Here is a 17629-nt window from a genome sequence, read left to right on the forward strand (position 1 = left end):
GCCGGCCCGAGCAAGGCCAGCCCCCCTGGGGGGCAGCGACCCGAGCAGCGGTGGAGCGTGGGGGCCATCAGCTGCCTGCGATCTTCATCCTGTTGATCAAGATGGAACCCACGGTCTTCGCGCCGAAGTTGTACGCGTCCGCGCCCACGGCCTCGATCCCCTGGAACATGTCCTTGAGGTTGCCGGCGATGGTGATTTCGTGCACCGGGTAGGCGATCTCGCCGTTTTCCACCCAGTAGCCCGAGGCGCCGCGCGAGTAGTCGCCGGTCACGTAGTTCACGCCCTGGCCCATGAGCTCGGTGACCATCAGGCCGCGGCCAAGCTTCTTGAGCATGGCGCGCAGGTCGTCGCCGGGTTGGGTGAGGCGGCTGGTGAGCGTGAGGTTGTGCGAGCCGCCGGCGTTGCCGGTGGTGCGCATGCCCAGCTTGCGGGCCGAGTAGGTGGACAGGAAATACCCCAGCACCTTGCCGGCCGAGACCACCTTGCGCCTGGCCGTGCGAACGCCTTCGTCGTCGAACGGCGAGCTGCCCTTGCCGTTGCGCACGTGCGGGTCTTCCAGGATGTCGATGTGTTTGGCTAGCACGCGCTTGCCCAGGCTGTCGGGCAGGAAGGTGGTGTTGCGGTAGAGCGCACCGCCGCTGGTGGCCTGCACGTAGGCGCCCAACAGGCCGGCGGCCATGGGCGACTCGAACAGCACCGGGCATTCGGTGGTGGCGATCTTGCGACCGTTCAGGCGCGCGAGTGTGCGTTCGGCGGCGTAGCGGCCCACGGCTTGCGGCGTGGCCAGGTCTTGCGGGGAGCGCTGCGAGCTGTACCAGTAGTCGCGCTGCATGTTGGCACCCCGGCCGGCGATGGGCGCCACCGACAGGCTGTGGCGCGAACTGGCGTAGCCACCGCTGAAGATGCCGGCGCCCGATCGCGCACCGTCGCGCATGTGGGCGGTGAAAAAATGCGACTGCTGGGCCGACACACCGGCGCCTTCGCTGTTGTTGATCTTTTTGCTGGTGGCAAAGGCTGCGGCTTCGCATTCCAGCGCGATGCGCATGGCTTCTTCGGAGTTCAGCACCCAGGGGTGGAACAGGTCGAGATCGAGGTAGCTGTCGGCCACGTCGGCGGCATCGGGCAGACCGGCCATGGGGTCTTCGGCGGTGAAGCGAGCAATGTCGTAGGCGGCCTGCACCGTCTGGCGCACGGCAGCGGCGGAGAAATCGGAAGTGGATGCGTTGCCGCGTTTCTGGCCCAGGTACACGGTCACGCCGAGCGACTTGTCGCGGTTGCGCTCCACGTTCTCCAGCTCGCCCTTGCGCACCGACACGCTGAGACCAGCGCCCTCGGACACCTCGGCCGCTGCATCGGCCGCGCCGAGCTGCTTCGCATGGGAAAGCGCCAGATCGACGAGCTCTTCAAACTGGCTGCGGGCGTACTGGAAACCGGGGAGAGGGGCGTTGGCCGAGGCCGAAGGGGTGGGCTGGGCCGGGGTGTGGGGGGCATTTTTCATATCGAGGGCTATGATACTGGCCGCCCTACCCGGGCGCTGCATCGCGCGCAGATGCCCATGCTGCCCAGCGTGCAGCCCTCCCCTTTCGAGTACCCACATGTCCCGCAAACCCACCAAAGGCTATTTCGTCCGTGGCCAGTTCGTCGCCCTGGGCAGCGAGCTGGACCTGGAACTCAAGCGCGAGCTCAAGGGTTCGGACGACATGAGCAAGACCGACCTCAAGAAGTACAGCGACCGCCTGCAGGAGCTCGGCGAGAGCCTGCTCACGCTGCGCGCTGACCTGATGAAGCGGCTCGACCTGTCCGAAAAACTGGTGGATGCCGTCAACGACGCCAAGAAGATCACCAACTTCGAAGGCCGCCGCCGCCAGATGCAGTACATCGGCAAGCTCATGCGCGGCGTCAATGAAGCGACACTGGCCGAGGTGGAAGCCGCGCTCGACGAACAGAACAAGGGCTCGGCCAAGGGCACGCTGTCCTTGCACCTGGCCGAGCAGTGGCGCGACCAGTTGATCGCCAACGACGACGCACTCACGCGCTGGCTGGAGCAGGTGCCGGACACCGACGTGCAGCAGTTGCGAGCCCTCATCCGCCAGGCCCGCAAGGACGCGCAGGCCAACGAGGCCCAGGAACGACCGGGCGAGGCCGTGCGCCACGGCAAGGCTTATCGCGAGATCTTCCAGCTGGTCAAAGCCGCGCTGAACCAGGGCTCGGACGAACCCGACGCGCCCGTTGAGGAAGATCCGGCATGAACGAACAAACCCGCCAGCCCGAAGACCCGGTGCGCATCGGCATCGTGTCCATCAGCGACCGCGCCAGCACCGGCGTGTACGAAGACAAGGGTCTGCCCGCGCTGCAGGAATGGCTCACGCGCGCGCTCAAGAACCCCATCACGTTCGAGCCCCGCCTCATCCCCGACGAGGTCGAGCGCATCAGCACCACGTTGATCGAACTGGTGGACGCAGGCTGCTCGCTGGTGCTCACCACCGGCGGCACCGGCCCCGCGCTGCGCGACGTGACGCCCGAGGCCACGCTGGCCGTGGCGCACAAGGAGATGCCGGGCTTCGGCGAGCAGATGCGCCAGATCAGCCTGACCTTCGTGCCCACCGCCATCCTCTCGCGCCAGGTGGCCGTGATCCGCGACCAGAGCCTGATCCTGAACCTGCCGGGCCAGCCCAAAGCGATCGCCGAGACGCTCGAAGGTCTGAAGAACGCCGACGGTACGCAGAAGGTCAACGGCATCTTCGCCGCCGTGCCCTACTGCATCGACCTGATCGGCGGGCCTTACCTCGAAACGAACGACGAGGTCTGCAAGGCCTTCCGCCCCAAATCCGCCGTGCGCCCCGCGCGCTGACATCTCCAGGAAACACACCATGAAGATCACCAAAGACACCATCGTCACCCTCACCTTCCGCGCCACCGATGCCCAGGGCAAGGTGCTTGAAGACGGCAAGGAGCCGCGCGCCTACCTGCACGGCGGCTACGGCAACACGCTGCCCGGCATCGAAAAGGCGCTGGAGGGCCAGGAGCCTGGCTTCGCGGCCACGCTGGTGCTGCCGCCCGAAGACGCCTTCGGCGTGCGCGACGAAAGCCTGGTGACCACCATGCCCAAGCGCGACTTTCCGCCGGGGGTGAAGGTGGGTGGACAGCTCGAAGGCAGCGACGACAAGGGCCAGCAGCACGTGTTCACCGTGATGAAGATCAAGGGCGACACGGTGCACCTGGACGGCAACCACCCCATGGCCGGGCAGACGCTGAAGTTCGCGGTGAAGGTGGTGGATGTGAAGGCGGCGTCGGCCGAGGAGATCTCACACGGCCACGCGCACGGTGCGCACGGACATCACCATTAGGCCCATCCCCGCGCCTGCGGCGCGGCGCGGGAGGTGTTCTCTACTTCCCCACGAGCTGGTTGAGCTTTTCGGCCTCGAAGCACTCTTCACGCGCCGCATCCTTCGGCACGCAGTCGCCATCGCGCGATGACTGAGAGAGCTTCTCGATCGCGCACCACAGCAGCGCGATCTGGTGTTCCTGGCTGGCGGTGGAGTCGATCAGGCCGCGCATGGCCTGTGACAGCGGGTCGTCTTCCTGCGTGATGCCGTAAGCCTGGAACTTCTGCCCCTGCTCGGTCACGTCGGCGCTCTCGCCGGTCTTGCTCAGAATGATGCGGGCCGGTATACCAACCGCCGTGGCACCCGCCGGCACCGGTTTGATCACCACCGCGTTGCTGCCGATCTTGGCGCCGTCGCCCACCAGAAAGCCGCCGAGCACCTTGGCGCCCGCGCTCACCACCACATCCTTGCCCAGCGTGGGGTGGCGCTTGGTGCCCTTGTAGAGCGATGTGCCGCCCAGCGTCACACCCTGGTAGATGGTGCAGCCGTCGCCGATCTCGGCCGTCTCGCCCACCACCACGCCCATGGCGTGGTCGAAGAACACCCGCTCGCCCACCTTGGCACCGGGATGGATCTCGATGCCGGTGAAAAAACGGGCGATGTGCGAGATGAAACGGCCCAGCCATTTGAGCCCGTGCGTCCAGCACCAGTGCGCGGGTCGGTGCAACCAGACCGCGTGCAGACCGGGATAACAGGTGACGACTTCCCAGACGCTGCGCGCAGCGGGATCGCGGTCAAGAACGCACTGGATGTCGGAGCGGAGGCGGGCAAACATGGCGGCAGTCTAGCGCCTGGCCTTGTCGGCCACCTGCAGCATGGCCTTGGCAACACCTCGCAGGATGTGGATTTCTTCCTCGCTGGGCGCGGCGCGGTTGAAAAGCTGGTTCAAGCGCGGCATCAGTTTCTTGGGCGCGGCCGGGTCGAGAAAATCCACCGCCACCAGAGCCTGTTCCAGGTGGGTCAACATGCCGCCGATGGCCTGCGCGTCGGCCTGCTGGCGCGGCGGCGCGCTCGGCAGCGGGGCGAAGCCGCCGAGCGCCTGGCGCCAGTCGTAGGCAATCAGTTGCACCGCAGCCGCCAGGTTGAGCGAGCCGAAATCGGGCGCGGTGGGAATGCTGAGCGCGGCGTGGCAGCGGTACACGTCTTCGTTGCGCATGCCGAAGCGCTCGGAGCCGAACAAAAAGGCCACGCCCTCCGGCGGCTCGGGCGTGGCCAGCATGGCGTTGAAATGCTCGCGCGGTGCCAGCGTGGGCGGGCCGAAGTCGCGCGGCGTCATGGCGGTGGCGCACAGGTGGGTCATGCCGTCCAGCGCTTCGTCGAGTGTGTCGACCACACGGGTCTTGGCCAGCACGTCGTTGGCACCGCTGGCACGCTGGATGGTTTCCTCGCGCTTCAGCACGTTGGCCCAGCGCGGCTGCACCAGCACGAGGTCGTCAAAGCCCATCACTTTCATGGCGCGGGCCACGCCACCGACGTTGCCGGCGTGGCTGGTCTGGATCAGGACAAAACGGGTGCGCATGCTGGGGTGGGTAGGGGGCGGTAAAATCACGGGTATTGTCGCCGCCCCGCATCGCCGGGGCGTTTCTGTCTGCTCTTCCACTGCCGCGCGCCGCTCCCGTGTCGCGCCGAGGTTCACAATTCATGTCGTCCACGCTCCACCCCATGCTCAACGTGGCCATCAAGGCCGCGCGCCTTGCCGGCACCATCATCAACCGCGCTGCCCTGGATGTGGAATCGGTCCGCGTTTCGGTCAAGCAGACCAACGATTTCGTGACCGAGGTCGATCAGGCCGCCGAGGCCGCGATCATCGACACCTTGCTCACCGCCTACCCCGATCACGCGATCTGGGCCGAGGAATCGGGCAAGCGCGAAGGACGGCACGGCGGCGCAGACCACGTCTGGATCATCGACCCACTGGACGGCACCACCAACTTCATTCACGGCTTCCCGGTCTACTGCGTGAGCATCGCGCTCATGGTGGGCAACAAGCTCGAACAAGCCGTGATCTACGACCCGACCCGCAACGACCTCTTCTGCGCTACCCGCGGGCGCGGCGCCTACATGAACGACCGCCGCATCCGGGTGGCCAAGCGCACCACGCTGCGTGACTGCCTGATGTCCACCGGTTTCCCGTTCCGCCCGGGTGACGCCTTCCAGACCTACCTTCAGATGCTGGGCGACGTGATGCCCCGCGTGGCCGGCGTGCGCCGCCCCGGTTCGGCCGCGCTCGACCTGGCCTACGTGGCCGCCGGTTTCACCGACGGCTTCTTCGAAATGGGCCTCTCGCCCTGGGACGTGGCCGCGGGTGCGCTGCTGGTGACCGAAGCCGGTGGCCTGATCGGCAACTTCACCGGCGAAGCCGATTTCCTGGAACAAAAGGAATGCCTGGCCGCCAACCCCAAGATCTACGGCCAGCTGGTCAGCGTCACCGGCAAGTACAGCAAGTTCGCCAGCGCCGGTGACAAGGCCTCGGTGCGCCAGGCCCGCACCTTGGGCGCACCCGCTGCCGACGCCGCTGCGCCAGAAGCTTCGCCGGTCGACGCCGCTCCCCAGGGCGACGCGCCTTTCTGACACTCAGGCCCGCGGCACGCGAAACCAGAAGCAGGCGCCCTGCCCGGGCGCCGACTCGGCCCAGATGGTGCCGTTGTGCCGCTCGATGATGCGGGCCACGATCGCCAGCCCCACGCCCATGCCCGGCACGTCGGTGCCAGCGTGCAGGCGCTGGAACAAGCCGAACAACTTGTTGGCCCGGGCCATGTCGAAGCCCATGCCGTTGTCGCGCACGAAATAGGCCCCTGCTTCGGCATCAAAGCCCACGCTCACCACCGGTTCGGTCTGGTGGCGCGAGTACTTCAAGGCGTTGTCCAGCAGGTTGCTCAGCACTTGTCGCAGCAGCGTGGCGTCGCCCAGAGCGTCGGGCAGGTGGCCCACGTCGATGCGGGCATTGGGTACCTGCGGTGCCAGCGCATCGGCCACCGTGCTGGCCAGCGCCGCCATGGGCACCGGTTGTGGCACGAGCTCGACCTGCACCACGCGCAGCAGCTCCAGCATGTCGGTGATCATCTGCCCCATGTTGCGTGACGAGCGCGCGATGCGCTCGAACATCTGACGCCCGGTCTCGCTCAGGCCGTCGCGTTCCTCTTCGGCGATCACCTGCGCGAAACCATTGACCGAACGCAGCGGCGCGCGCAGGTCGTGGGCGATCGAATACGAGATCGCCTCCATGTCCCGCATCGATCGCTCCAGTTCGGCCGTGCGTGCCCTCACCCGCTGCTCCAGGCTCGCGTTGAGCGCGTGGATTTCCTCCTGCGCGGCCACGCGATCGCTGATGTCCAGATGGGTGCCCGACATGTAGAGCGCGTGGTCGTCGTTGTCGCGCTGGTGCATCCGGCCCCGGGTGTTGATCCATACCCAATGACCGTCCTTGTGTTTGAGACGGACATCGCAGTCGTAGAACGGCAGCTCGCCACGCAGGTGCCGTTCGCGCGCCTTGTTGGCCTTGACGAGGTCTTCGGGATGCACCCGACCGCGCCAGGTTTCGTAGGTGACCGGCTCCAGCTCCTGCAGCGTGTAGCCCAGCATTTCGGCCCAGCGCTCGTTGATGGTCAGCGTCGAGTCGGTGAGGTTGGTTTCCCAGATGCCCGGGCGTGTGGCGTCGAGCACCCAGGCCAGGCGCTGGCGCTCCTCCCGCAGCGCCTCCTGGGTGGAGATGTAGGACGTCACATCGGTGAAGGTACGCACGACGCTGCCGTCGGCCAGTGTGCGGGAACGGATTTCGAGGGTGCGGCCTTCTTTTGTCTTGCGCCAGTAGTGATCGGGCAGCGGGCCCGTTTCAGGTTGATCGATATGGAGCCTGGCGGCGGGCTCCACCAGTTCGAGCCGGGGACCAAAATCGCCCCGCTCACGCTGAAAATTCAATACATGGTCCAGCACGGGTCGCTGGGCCAACAGCTGTTCCGGCAAATCCAGCAACTCCAGCACACGCCGGTTGTAGAACAGGACCCGCCCCTGGGGATCGATCTTGGTCAACCCCTGCGTGATGCTGTCCAGCGTCACCTGCAAAGCGGCGCTCTTTTCTGCCAGCAAGGCGCTGGTGGCCTCGAGCTGGTTGCTCGTGCGCTTGCGCTCCTGAAAGTTGCGCCAGGCCTGCACCAGTTGCCGCACGGCGCCCAGCAGGGGCTGCAGAAACTCGATGTCGGCTTCGCTGTATCCATCGGGCTGATTGGCCAGCCCGACCATGGCCACCAGGTGATCGCCAACGGCCACAGGGATGCCCAGGAACGCATCCATGGGTGGGTGCCCCGAGGGCATGCCGGTGGCCCGTGGATCGTGGCGGGGATCGTTGGCGATCACCGGCTGTCCGCTCGTCAGGACGTGTCCGAACAAGGACCTGAGATTGCTGAACGTCATGCCGGCATCGAGCTGTTCGGTGTACATCCGCCTGGACTCGGCGTCCCATGAGATGTCGGTGATCGCGTGCGTCTTCAGGTAGGGGTGGTCGTTGACGTCGTACAGCACCTCGCCCACGAATCCGTAACCACTGCCCGTGAGCTGCAGGAACGCATCCAGCAAGCCCTGAAAAGCACCACGTTTGTCCTCGGTTTCAATGAACACCGCCTGCGCTCGTCGCACCGCCTCCAGCATGCGCTGTTGCCGCTCCACGCGCTGCTCGGCCAGGCGCGCCTCGGTCACGTCGGTGGTGAAGCCGTGCCAGACCACCGAGCCGTCGGGGTCCTGCTGGGGCACCGCCTCCACGCTGTACCAGCGGGTTCCGCGCCGGGGAAGCACCACCCGGTAGGCTTGTCGCCACAGGACCAGATCGCGGGACGCGGCATTCAACGATGCCACCACGGTGGGACGGTCGTCGGGGTGTACCCGATCAAACAGGATGCGCGCATTGCGCAACAGGTCCTCGGGTTCCACCTCGAGCATGTCGCGGACCGCGTCGTTCACATACGAGACCGTGCTCTTGCCGTCCGGTGTCAGGCGGGCGCGGTACATCATGCCGGGTACCCGAGCGGCAACGCCCTGCAGCAGCTCGAGCTGTTCGGCGAGCCGCTCGGTGGCCTCGCGCTCGGGCGTGATGTCCTGCACCACACCAAAATCGGTCTGGGGACTGCCCGCCACCGTGGTCTGGCTGATGCGGGAGCGAAACCAGCGCTGCTCACCATCGGGCCGCAGCCAGCGGAATTCAAGCTCGCGGCCGTCCAGCGCGGCCCGGGCTTCGAGCCAGGCAGGCATGTCGTCGGGATGAATGCCACCGCGCCCGATTTCCTTGGAGATCGGGTGCTGGTAAGGCACACCCGTGATGTCGTACAGGCCCGGCGACCATTGCACATGCCCATGGTCCACGGCATCCGTCCAGTGCCCCACCCGGGCCAGCTTCTCGATGGCGACGTGCAATTCCACTCGCTGCTGCAATTCCACGTTGGCCTGTTTCAGGGCTTCGTTCGACCGGGCCAGGGCCGCCTCGGCCTCCTGCTCGCGCGTGGTTTCGGTGAAATAGACCAGCAACAGCTTGTCGGACCCGGCTTCCAGCGCGGTGGCGTGCATGCGCACCCGGTGCGCCAGTCCCCCCTTGAGGTGCAGCACCTGCACTTCGTCCGGGCCGGGCAGGTCGCGCAGATACCGGTCGCGCTCGGCTGCGTCCCGCCAATGCCCCAGCTCGACCGTCGTGCGTCCGATGGCCTCTTCCCGCGACAAGCCGGTGATCTTCAGCCAGGCATCGTTGACCGCGAGCAGCCGGCCGTCGTGCCAGCGGGACACCGACGCCGGCAGCGGTGCAGCCATGAAGATGGCATCGAACGGAAGGATGGAAGCCCCAGCCGGCGCGGGGGCAGACGGTTGGAAGACCTGCTCGTTGGAGGCAGGATCTGAGGCAGCTTCGGGCATGCGTGCTCTTTGGTGTGAGTCAACTGGTACCGTTTGTCCAGCACGATAGCTGGGTGACCATTCTCAGGCGGCAACCTCGGGCATCCCACATCCGACGCGCCCGTGGAGCACGCTGCCACCCTAATGTACGCCTCCAGGCAGGCGGCGGACAGCGCCCAGCTCACGAATCCGCAAAAGTCTGCCCGGGTTGCCACCTGGGTGACACGGCAAGAAACCGCACCCGAGCGCGGCCGGCTTCAGGGCGTGTCGCTGCCCGAGATGAGCAGTTGCGCCATGCCATCGGGCGCGCGCACCGTGGCCGCCCGCACCCGCCACACCTGCCGCACCAGCGCGGGCGTCAGTACGCGGGCCGGGTGCCCGCTGGCCTGCATCACACCGCCATCCAGCACCCAGACGCGGTCGGCGTAGCGCAGCGCCAGGTTGAGGTCGTGCAGCACCGCCACCACGCCCACGCCCTGTTCGCGCGCCCAGCGCTGCACGGTGCGCAGCGTTTCGTGCTGGTGGTGCAGGTCGAGCGCTGCCGTGGGTTCGTCCAGCAGCAGCCAGCGCGGCGCGCCGTCGGCATCCGTGTCCCAGATCTGCGCCATGACGCGGGCGAGCTGCACACGCGCGCGCTCGCCACCGCTGAGGCTGGCGACGGTGCGCTCGGCCAGCATCGCCACGCCGGTGGTCTGCATCGCCGCTGCCACGATCCCCGCCTCGTCACGCGAAGGCTGCCGGCGGTGCGGGTAGCGGCCCAGCGCCACCACCTCATGCACGCGAAAGTCGAAGGCCACGGCGGTCTCCTGCGGCAGCACGGCGCGCTGGCGCGCCATGCGGTGCGCCTGGGCCGGATTCACAAGCTGTCCGTTGATCCAGACCGCACCCATGTCGGGCGCACGCAAGCCGGCCAGCACCGACAACAGGGTCGACTTGCCCGCGCCGTTGGGGCCGAGAATCGCGCCCACCTCACCCGCCGCGAGCCGCAGGTGCACGCCTTCGAGCAGGACGCTCGTGCCCGCATGCACCCCCACGCCACTGGCCCACAGACCCGCGGTGCCGCCACGCCCGGCGGGGGTGTCCTGCGCGTCGTCGTCCAGCCAGAGCGGGCGTTCCCCGGCGGGCAGCCCTTCGCAGGCGCTGCGCCAGTCCGCGTCGAGCAGGCGCGCGTTCACAGCCGCCTCCCGTGCGCGCCGCGCAGCAACAGCAGGAAAAAGGGCACGCCGACCATGGCCGTGATCACGCCCAGTGGCAGCTCGGTCGGCTGCAGCACGGTGCGCGCGACCGCGTCGGCCAACAGCACCAGCACCGCGCCCAGCAGCGCCGATCCGGGCAGCACCCAACGGTGGTCGGGCCCACCCAGCAGGCGCACCATGTGCGGCGCCACCAGACCCACGAAACCGATGATGCCGGTGGTGGCCGTGATGGCACCCACCACCAGCGCCGTGACCACGATGGCCATCAGCTTCACGCGCTCCACCGCCACGCCCAGCAGCACCGCCTGCGCTTCACCCAGGGCCAGCGCGTTGAGCGGCTGCGCCAGCCGCAGCCCCACGGCACCCGCCAGCACGGTGATGGCGCCCACCAGCGCCACCGCGCTCCAGCGCGCGCCGCCCAGGCTGCCGAGCAGCCAGAACTGCAGGTTGCGCAGCTGTTCGTCGGTGGCCAGGAAACTGAGCAGACCCAGGCCGGCGCCGGCCAGTGCATTGACCGCGATACCGGCCAGCAGCATCAGCCCCACCCGCGTGCCGCCCTCGCCGCGCGAGAGCAGGTAGATCAGCACCGTGACGGACAGGCCGCCGGCAAAGGCCATGAGCACCAGCGTCCAGCTGCCCAGCGCGCGCGGCAGGTCGGGCAACCACAGGCTGCCCATGACGATGCTCATGCCGGCGGCCAGCGCCGCGCCGCTGCTCACGCCGATGAGCCCGGGGTCGGCCAGCGGGTTGCGAAACAGACCCTGCATGAGCGCGCCGGCCAGACCCAGCCCGGCGCCCGCGGCCAGGCCCAGCACCAGGCGCGGCAGGCGGATGTTGAAGAACACCAGTTCGGCGCCGCGCTCTGCGCCGTCAACGCCGAACAACACGCCGGGCAAGGCGCTCAGCGGCAGGCTGTAGGCGCCCTGCCCCGCGGCCCACAGCAGGCTGGCGAGCAGCAGCAGGCCGAGCAAGGCCAGCAGGCCCGGACCACCGAGGCGGCGCGGGGTGCGCTGCCGCCATGCGGTCACCGCGGTCGTTGACGCGTTCATTCCGCCACCTCCGCGCCGGGCAGGTGGCGGGCAGGTGCGCCGGGGCGCCACGGGGCGCGATCGATCAGGTGCAGCACATGGCCGTCGGCGTCCAGCAGCGTGCTCTCCCAGGCACACCCGTCCATCCATTGCGGCGTGTCCGAGCCCAGACGCTGTGCGTGCAGCAGCGTGCGACCGGCCAGGCGCGTGCGGCAGGGCCGTTGCAAGGCGCTGCGCAGGCTGGCGTGCAAGGCATGAAGGCCGACCACCTCGACCCGGTGGTGTCCGGGGGCAAACGCGGTTTCACCAGGCGTTGGCTGTTCCCAGCGCCCGGGCCTTGCGCCGAAGGCCCAGAGCTGCACGCACAGCGGCCCATGCAACAGGCGCGCAAACACGCCCGGCACGTGCTGCTGGGTGTCGAAGCCCAGCACCTGCGTGTAGTCGGCCAGGGCGCGCTGCAGGTCGGGGGTGCGCAGGTCGACGATGGCGGGGCGCGGGCTCATGGGATACGGCGCTGCGCTCATTGGAAACCTCCGTGCTGCGCACTGCGGTGCGAGCTTGCTTGGGAACGGCCCGGCGCTGCGCTCATGCCCTCACCATGCGCTCGTGCAGGCGCTCCACCACATCGGGCAGCCGCGGGCCGAAGCCCAGCAGCTCCAGAGCGTCCAGGTGCACCAACGCGCGGCGGGCGTGGGCGGGCGTGAGCGCGAGTTCGGGCCGTTGCCAGAACGTCGCTTCGCCACCGATGGCCTCGATGCCTTGTGTGGTGGTCAGGACGATGTCGGGCGCGGCCTGGGCCATGGCCTCGGCCGTCATGGGCCGGTAGCCCTTGAAACCAGCGAGCGGATTGCGCGCACCGATGAAACGGATCAGCGCATCCGCAGCGGTCTGCTCGCCCGCGACCATGGGGCTGCCGCTGTGCGAGAGCACGAACAACACGCGTGGCCCGGGATTCTTCGAGGCCCGCACACGCGCCGTCACGACCTGCCAGCGCGCGTCCAGCCGCGCCTGCAACTCGCGCGCCGCCGCCTCGCGGCCCGAGGCGCGCCCCACCGCCGCCACCTTGCGCCGCACCTCGTCCCAGCTGTGGTCCGCGTTCACCAGCTCCACACGCACGCCGGCGCTGCGCAGCTGGTCGATCACCACCGGCGGGCCGGCGTCGGTGCCGGCGATCAGCGCGTCGGGCCGCAGCGCGAGCAGACCCTCGGCCGAGAGCTGGCGCATGTAGCCCACCTTGGGCGTGGCCTGCGCCGCCACGGGGTACAGGCTGGTGGTGTCGGTGCCCACCAGCTGGTCTTGCGCGCCCAGCGCATAGACCACCTCGGTGATGCCGCCGCCCACGGTGACCAGGCGGGGCAGCGCTGTGCGTTCAGCGACGGGGGCGCCGCTGACCGGGTTGTTCGCAGCCGCAGGCGCAGCCATCAACAGCGACGGCCATCCAGCGGTTGCCGCTGCCGAGCCAGCCAGTGCGGCGCTCGAGAAGGCGCGCAGCGCGCTTCTGCGCGAGGTGTTCGCGGATGGAGAGAGTGGCGGCAAGGGTTTCATGGTGTTGGGTGCGGTTGGTGGAGGCGGGCGTCATGCGGCCACCGGGTCGTGTGGCTGGCCCGTGGCCTGCAAGTGGCCCACGATGTGGCGCCACGCCGCGAGTTCGCTCTGGCCGGGTTTGCGCGCACCGAAGAACATGGCCATGAGTTCGCCCTGGGCATCGAAGGCTTCCACCGAGGTCACCACACCGTCGCTGGTGGGCTTCTCGACCACCCACACGTCCTGGATCAGGTCTTCGCGCAGGTGCAGGTTGAAGCCCGGATCGAGCACGTTGAGCCAGGTCTTGCCCTGCGTTTCCATGGGCTCGATGCGCAGGACCGCTCCGGTGTGGATCTGGATGCAGCCCGGGCTGCCGACGAACACCATGATGGGTGTGCCGTCGAAGGCGGCCTCAATGAGCAGGCCGCGCACCGCGCTGGTCTGCACGCGGTGGGTGTAGCGTCCTTCAACCAGGTGAAAGCCTTGCTGGCGCTCGATGCCGAACTGTTTGAGCAGCGGAAAGAACTGGTGCGTGTCGGTCATCGCGCCCCACGCGGCGGCAAACGCCGCAGCATCGGGCGCTGGCTGGGGCGCGGCCACGGCGGGCGCGGTGCGCGGCACGAAGTCGCGCGCGGGCTGCGTGTCGGTGTGCTGCGCAATGACCTGCAGCCAGGCGGCCAGATCGGTCTGCTCGCGCACGAAGATCTTGTGCACCGCCACGCCGTGGCGATCGAAGAACTGCAGGCTGGGCGGCGCCGTGCCCGGCCCGGACTTCAGCGCCTCGGTGACCGCGAAGCCCGCATGCCACTGGTGGAAGAACAGGCGCAGGTCGATGTGTTCGCCCAGCGCCAGGCCCACGTGGCCACTGGCCGAGACCTTCTGGTACACGCCGGTCTTCTCGTGCACCACGGTCTCGTTGCGCGTGAGCGCCATCAGCGGGCCACAGGCCTCGAGCGACTGCAGCAGGCCCAGCCAGTCGGGCTTGAGCGCGGCGGCATGCAGGGGCGCGTTGACAGCGCCCTGGTGCGCAGCGATGGCATCGCCTTCGCTCACACCGATGGCTTCAGCCGCTTCCCTGGCCCGCAAGCCCCGGTTGCGTGCGGTCTGGAAGGCGGTGCGGATGTCCTGGATGCTCATGGTGGTTCCTCGGTGGTGGAAGGTGGTGTCAGAAAGTCGTGACCAGTGCCACCGACAGGCTGCGACCGGGTGCGGTGTAGCTGTCGAGCGCGATGTCGTTGGCGGCGATGCCGCGCACGTTGGTCCATTCCCAGTACTTGCGATCGGTCAGGTTGTGGACCGCGGCGCTCAGGCGCGTGGCCGGGCTGATCTGCCAGCTCGCGCGCAGATCCAGCGTGGTGTGGGCCGGCGTGGCGAACTGGTTGGCGGCAGCGGTGGTGTCGATGTCGCTGGCCGCCTTCTTCGCGCTGTGCGCCAGCGAAGCGCCCACCGACCAGTCGCCCAGGCGGTGATCCACGCCCAGCACCAGCCTGGCGGGGTTGACCGAGTTCAGCGGCAGGCCGCGCGCCGTGTCGGTCCCCGTGGTCTGCCCATAGGCCGCGCGCAACGTGGTGCTGGCGGTGAGGCGGGCCGAGCCCTTGAGTTCAAAACCGCGCAGGGTGACCGCCTGGCGGTTGACCGACTGGAACTGGATCCTCGGTGTGGTCTGCACCGTCACCAGGTCTTCGATGAAGTCCTTGTAGCGCCCGGTGAAGGCCACCGCCTCCCAGTCAAAACCACCCATCAGGCCGCGCGTGCCGAGCTCCAGCGTGCGGCTCTTCTCCGGGCGCAGGTTGGGGTTGGGGATGGTCTCGTAGTTGCCGAACGGGTTCTGGAAGAAGTTGTTGAGCTGCAGCGGGCTGGGCGACTTGAAGCCCGCGGCCAGGTTGCCGAACAGGCTCCATTGATCGCTGCCGCGAAAGATCACGCCCAGCTTGGGTGTGACCGCGTCGCTGGACAACGAGGCCGGCTGCAGCGGATAGAGCGCGCTGGTGCGCGCGTCCAGCGACACGCGGTCGTAACGCAAGGCCGGGATCACGCTCCAGCGGCCGCTGGCGAACTCGCTCTGCACGAACAGCGCCGAGGTGGTCTCCACCGTTTCGGGAAAGCGCTGCAGCGGGTAGGTCTCATAGGTCGGGCCGTTGACGCCGGTGACCAGGTTGTCCAGGCTGGCGCGCGAGAGGTCGACGCCGTACACCAGCTTCTGCGACCAGTCGCCCCCCAGCGGGCGCAGTTTCTCGGCCTGCAACACCGCTTGCACGATGCGCTCGCTGTAGGTCACGTCGCGCACCCGGTTGCGGGTGGCCGCGGGCTGCAGCGGGCGGAATTCGTGTGTGACTTCCTGCGACTCGGAGGACTGCAGCCCGACCATGGCCCGGATGTCGTCGGCCCAAGGTGATGAGACCGGGAAACGGCCGTCCCAGCTCACCCGGGTGCGCGTCATGTCGGAGGTGCCGTCCAGGTCGCCCACATGGGTGGGCGCAGCGATGACGGGAGTGCGTCCGGTGTAGGCCTCGACCTCGCTGCTCTTGTCCACGTGCTCGGCGGTGAACACGTGGCGCTGGCCGCCGCCCGGCGTGAACACCAGCTTGCCCATGAGCGAGGTGTTTTTGTCCTTCTGCGGATTGGGCGCGGTGCGGTTGCTGTTGAGGGCGAAGTTGCTGCCCTGGTTGTCCAGTGCTTCGCTGCGCCCCACCTGCACGCTGCCCAGCCACTGCAGGCTGTCGCTGGCCACACCGGCCAGGGTGAGCCCGAGGCGGCGCGTGTCGTCCTGCCCGTCGTGGCTCAGACCGACGCGCCCGCCCAGCGTCTGGCCTGGTTTGAGCAGATCCTTGGGCTCGGTGGTGAACATCGCGACCATGCCGGCCAGGCCATCGGAGCCATACAAGGCCGAGCTCGCGCCGCGCAAGATTTCCACGCGCGAGATCAGGCCGAGGTCGTAGTAGTCGCGACCGAACGCCGCCGGGCCGAAGACGCCGCTGCTGAGCTCGCGCGGCACGCGGATACCGTCGATGGTGAGCAGCACGCGGTTGCCCTCCAGCCCGCGGATGTTGAAACCCGCGTTGCCATCGCGCCCGACGTTGCCGGTGACACCGCCGAAACGCACCGGTGCGCGCTTGACGCTCACGTTGGGCAGTTCCTGCACCAGATCGCGGATGTTCTGCACCCGGGCCGGGTCCAGGTCTTCACCATCGAGCACGTCGATGGCGGCGGGCACTTCGTCCAGCACGCGCTCGCTGCGCGCGCCACTGATCACGACCTCGCGCAGGGCGCTGGTGTGGCCGGTTTGTGCAACGGTGGTGGCGGCATCGGCCGCGCCCTGCGCCTGTGCGGGCCCGGCCATGAGGACGGCGCAGGCCACGGCGAGCGGGCTGAAGGCAAACGGAGAAACGGGAACGGCGAAGCGGGGAACGGCAAAGGGGGTGAGGGTCACGACGGCACCTGGATCCAAGGGTTGGAGGACAAGGCTGGCGTCACGACCGCGGGTGCTGTGCCCGGGTGCTGGCTGGCTGAGAGCCCCGGATCATATACGAACGATTCTCATTTGCGAAACAATTCGACTCCCCGCGCTCACCCGCCACGGCGCTTCGCCCCCGGTGGCCCATCGCGGTCCATCTACAATTCGCGCCCCCTTCCCTCCCCGCGAACCCCGACCCATGCACATCACCGTCAACCCGGACCTCAAAGCCTACATAGACCCCCTGACGCCGGACGAATTCGAGGCGCTGGAGCGCAGCATCCTGACCGAGGGCTGCCGCGATGCGCTGGTGCTGTGGGGCGACGTGCTGATCGACGGACACAACCGCTACGGCATCTGCCAGCAACACGGCCTGCCGTTTCAGACCGTGCAGAACACCCACTTCCAGTCGATGGAAGACGTGCACCTGTGGATGATCGACCAGCACCTGGGGCGGCGCAGCGTCTCGGACTTCCAGCGCGGCGTGCTGGCGCTGCGCAAGCGCGAAATCATGGCCGAGCGGCGCTCGCGTTTTCTCGCCTCGGCCCCCACGCCCGACGACGTGGCAGCCGACGAGACAACGCCCACCCCGCCGCCAGACAACCCGGTGGTGCCAGCGCCCAAGCCGCTGCACAGCCGCGAAGACATTGCCAAGGCCGCGCGGTTGAGCAGCAGCCAGGTGGTGCAGATCGAAAAGATCCAGAAGCAGGCCACGCCCGAGCTGGTGGAGGCGCTCAAGGCCGGGGCGATTTCACTCAACGCCGCGGCCGCCGTGGCCGGCCTGCCTGTGGACGAGCAGAAGGCCGCCGCCCTGGCCGGCAAGGACGAACTCAAGCTGGCAGCCAAACGCGCGCGCGAGTCGCGCCGCAAGCCGCCGGAGGCCGGCGACGAGGCCCCCGCGTCGCCACCCTCCGATGAACTTGCGACCCTGCGCCTGCAGGTGGCTGAGCTGCAGGCAGACAACACCGCGCTGCGCGAAGAAGTGACTGCGCTGCGCCTGCAGCTGGACGCGCAATCCGCCTGAGCGGGCTTGCCGGAGTTTCCCAGCGCGTTACGGCACAGCGGCTTCGGCCGAACTGAATGTCCTGGCACCCATCGGCGTACGCGGCACCGCACAACGTGCCTGTGAACTGACGCTCACAGACTGGCGCCGCGCATGCTCGTAAGCTT

The 17629-nt window shown here is 68.3% G+C and carries 15 protein-coding genes; 5 read left to right on the plus strand and 10 right to left on the minus strand.

The window, feature by feature from the left end; translation table 11 throughout:
* Positions 1-67 precede the first annotated feature (67 nt).
* Positions 68-1498, minus strand: coding sequence for a metalloprotease PmbA (gene pmbA, locus V6M63_RS02840; protein ID WP_332739266.1), 1431 nt, complete (start codon positions 1496-1498; stop codon positions 68-70).
* Between the two features lie 97 nt (positions 1499-1595).
* Here pmbA and yjgA point away from each other — a divergent pair, with 97 nt between their 5' ends.
* From yjgA to V6M63_RS02855, 3 genes are read left to right on the plus strand one after another with little or no spacing between them, the layout of a single operon-like run.
* Entirely contained in the window at positions 1596-2249 is a 654-nt protein-coding gene (gene yjgA, locus V6M63_RS02845; RefSeq protein ID WP_332739268.1) for a ribosome biogenesis factor YjgA, read from the plus strand.
* Entirely contained in the window at positions 2246-2851 is a 606-nt protein-coding gene (gene mog / locus V6M63_RS02850; RefSeq protein ID WP_332739270.1) for a molybdopterin adenylyltransferase, read from the plus strand. Before yjgA ends, mog begins: the two co-directional genes overlap by 4 nt.
* A gap of 19 nt (positions 2852-2870) precedes the next feature.
* Positions 2871-3347: an FKBP-type peptidyl-prolyl cis-trans isomerase gene (locus V6M63_RS02855; RefSeq protein WP_056273892.1), complete on the plus strand. Its 477-nt coding sequence runs from the start codon at positions 2871-2873 to the stop codon at positions 3345-3347.
* A gap of 40 nt (positions 3348-3387) precedes the next feature.
* On the opposite strand, the gene cysE is transcribed toward V6M63_RS02855, so the two are convergent.
* Positions 3388-4161 carry a serine O-acetyltransferase gene (gene cysE / locus V6M63_RS02860; RefSeq protein ID WP_332739274.1) on the minus strand — a complete coding sequence of 258 codons (774 nt, stop codon included), beginning with the start codon at positions 4159-4161 and terminating at the stop codon, positions 3388-3390.
* 9 nt (positions 4162-4170) lie between these two features.
* Positions 4171-4905: an RNA methyltransferase gene (locus V6M63_RS02865; protein WP_332739276.1), complete on the minus strand. Its 735-nt coding sequence runs from the start codon at positions 4903-4905 to the stop codon at positions 4171-4173.
* Between the two features lie 122 nt (positions 4906-5027).
* On the opposite strand from V6M63_RS02865, the gene V6M63_RS02870 reads away from it, so the two are divergent.
* The gene (locus V6M63_RS02870; RefSeq protein ID WP_332739278.1) at positions 5028-5957 is read left to right on the plus strand and encodes an inositol monophosphatase family protein; all 930 of its coding nucleotides are present in this window, start codon (positions 5028-5030) and stop codon (positions 5955-5957) included.
* A gap of 3 nt (positions 5958-5960) precedes the next feature.
* Here V6M63_RS02870 and V6M63_RS02875 read toward each other — a convergent pair whose 3' ends face one another.
* The 7 genes from V6M63_RS02875 to V6M63_RS02905 all read right to left on the minus strand — a co-directional run bounded on the left by V6M63_RS02875 (position 5961) and on the right by V6M63_RS02905 (position 16435).
* Positions 5961-9278, minus strand: coding sequence for a PAS domain-containing protein (locus tag V6M63_RS02875; RefSeq protein ID WP_332739280.1), 3318 nt, complete (start codon positions 9276-9278; stop codon positions 5961-5963).
* 236 nt (positions 9279-9514) lie between these two features.
* Positions 9515-10432 (minus strand): heme ABC transporter ATP-binding protein, encoded by a 918-nt coding sequence (locus V6M63_RS02880; protein WP_332739282.1) that lies wholly within the window; start codon positions 10430-10432, stop codon positions 9515-9517.
* Entirely contained in the window at positions 10429-11502 is a 1074-nt protein-coding gene (locus V6M63_RS02885; protein WP_332739284.1) for a FecCD family ABC transporter permease, read from the minus strand. The genes V6M63_RS02880 and V6M63_RS02885 overlap by 4 nt, the downstream gene beginning before the upstream one ends.
* Entirely contained in the window at positions 11499-12005 is a 507-nt protein-coding gene (locus V6M63_RS02890) for a hypothetical protein (RefSeq protein WP_332739286.1), read from the minus strand. Before V6M63_RS02890 ends, V6M63_RS02885 begins: the two co-directional genes overlap by 4 nt.
* A 61-nt stretch (positions 12006-12066) precedes the next feature.
* Positions 12067-13026 carry a heme/hemin ABC transporter substrate-binding protein gene (locus V6M63_RS02895; protein WP_332739288.1) on the minus strand — a complete coding sequence of 320 codons (960 nt, stop codon included), beginning with the start codon at positions 13024-13026 and terminating at the stop codon, positions 12067-12069.
* A 30-nt stretch (positions 13027-13056) separates the two neighbouring features.
* Positions 13057-14142: a hemin-degrading factor gene (locus V6M63_RS02900; protein ID WP_332739290.1), complete on the minus strand. Its 1086-nt coding sequence runs from the start codon at positions 14140-14142 to the stop codon at positions 13057-13059.
* A 28-nt stretch (positions 14143-14170) separates the two neighbouring features.
* Complete coding sequence (locus tag V6M63_RS02905) at positions 14171-16435, minus strand: TonB-dependent hemoglobin/transferrin/lactoferrin family receptor (RefSeq protein WP_332739292.1); 2265 nt, start codon at positions 16433-16435, stop codon at positions 14171-14173.
* A gap of 223 nt (positions 16436-16658) precedes the next feature.
* Here V6M63_RS02905 and V6M63_RS02910 point away from each other — a divergent pair, with 223 nt between their 5' ends.
* Entirely contained in the window at positions 16659-17483 is an 825-nt protein-coding gene (locus V6M63_RS02910; RefSeq protein WP_332739294.1) for a plasmid replication/partition related protein, read from the plus strand.
* Positions 17484-17629 lie beyond the last annotated feature (146 nt).

Source organism: Hydrogenophaga sp. (assembly GCF_036675665.1).
In the GTDB taxonomy this organism is placed as follows: Bacteria; Pseudomonadota; Gammaproteobacteria; order Burkholderiales; family Burkholderiaceae_C; genus Hydrogenophaga.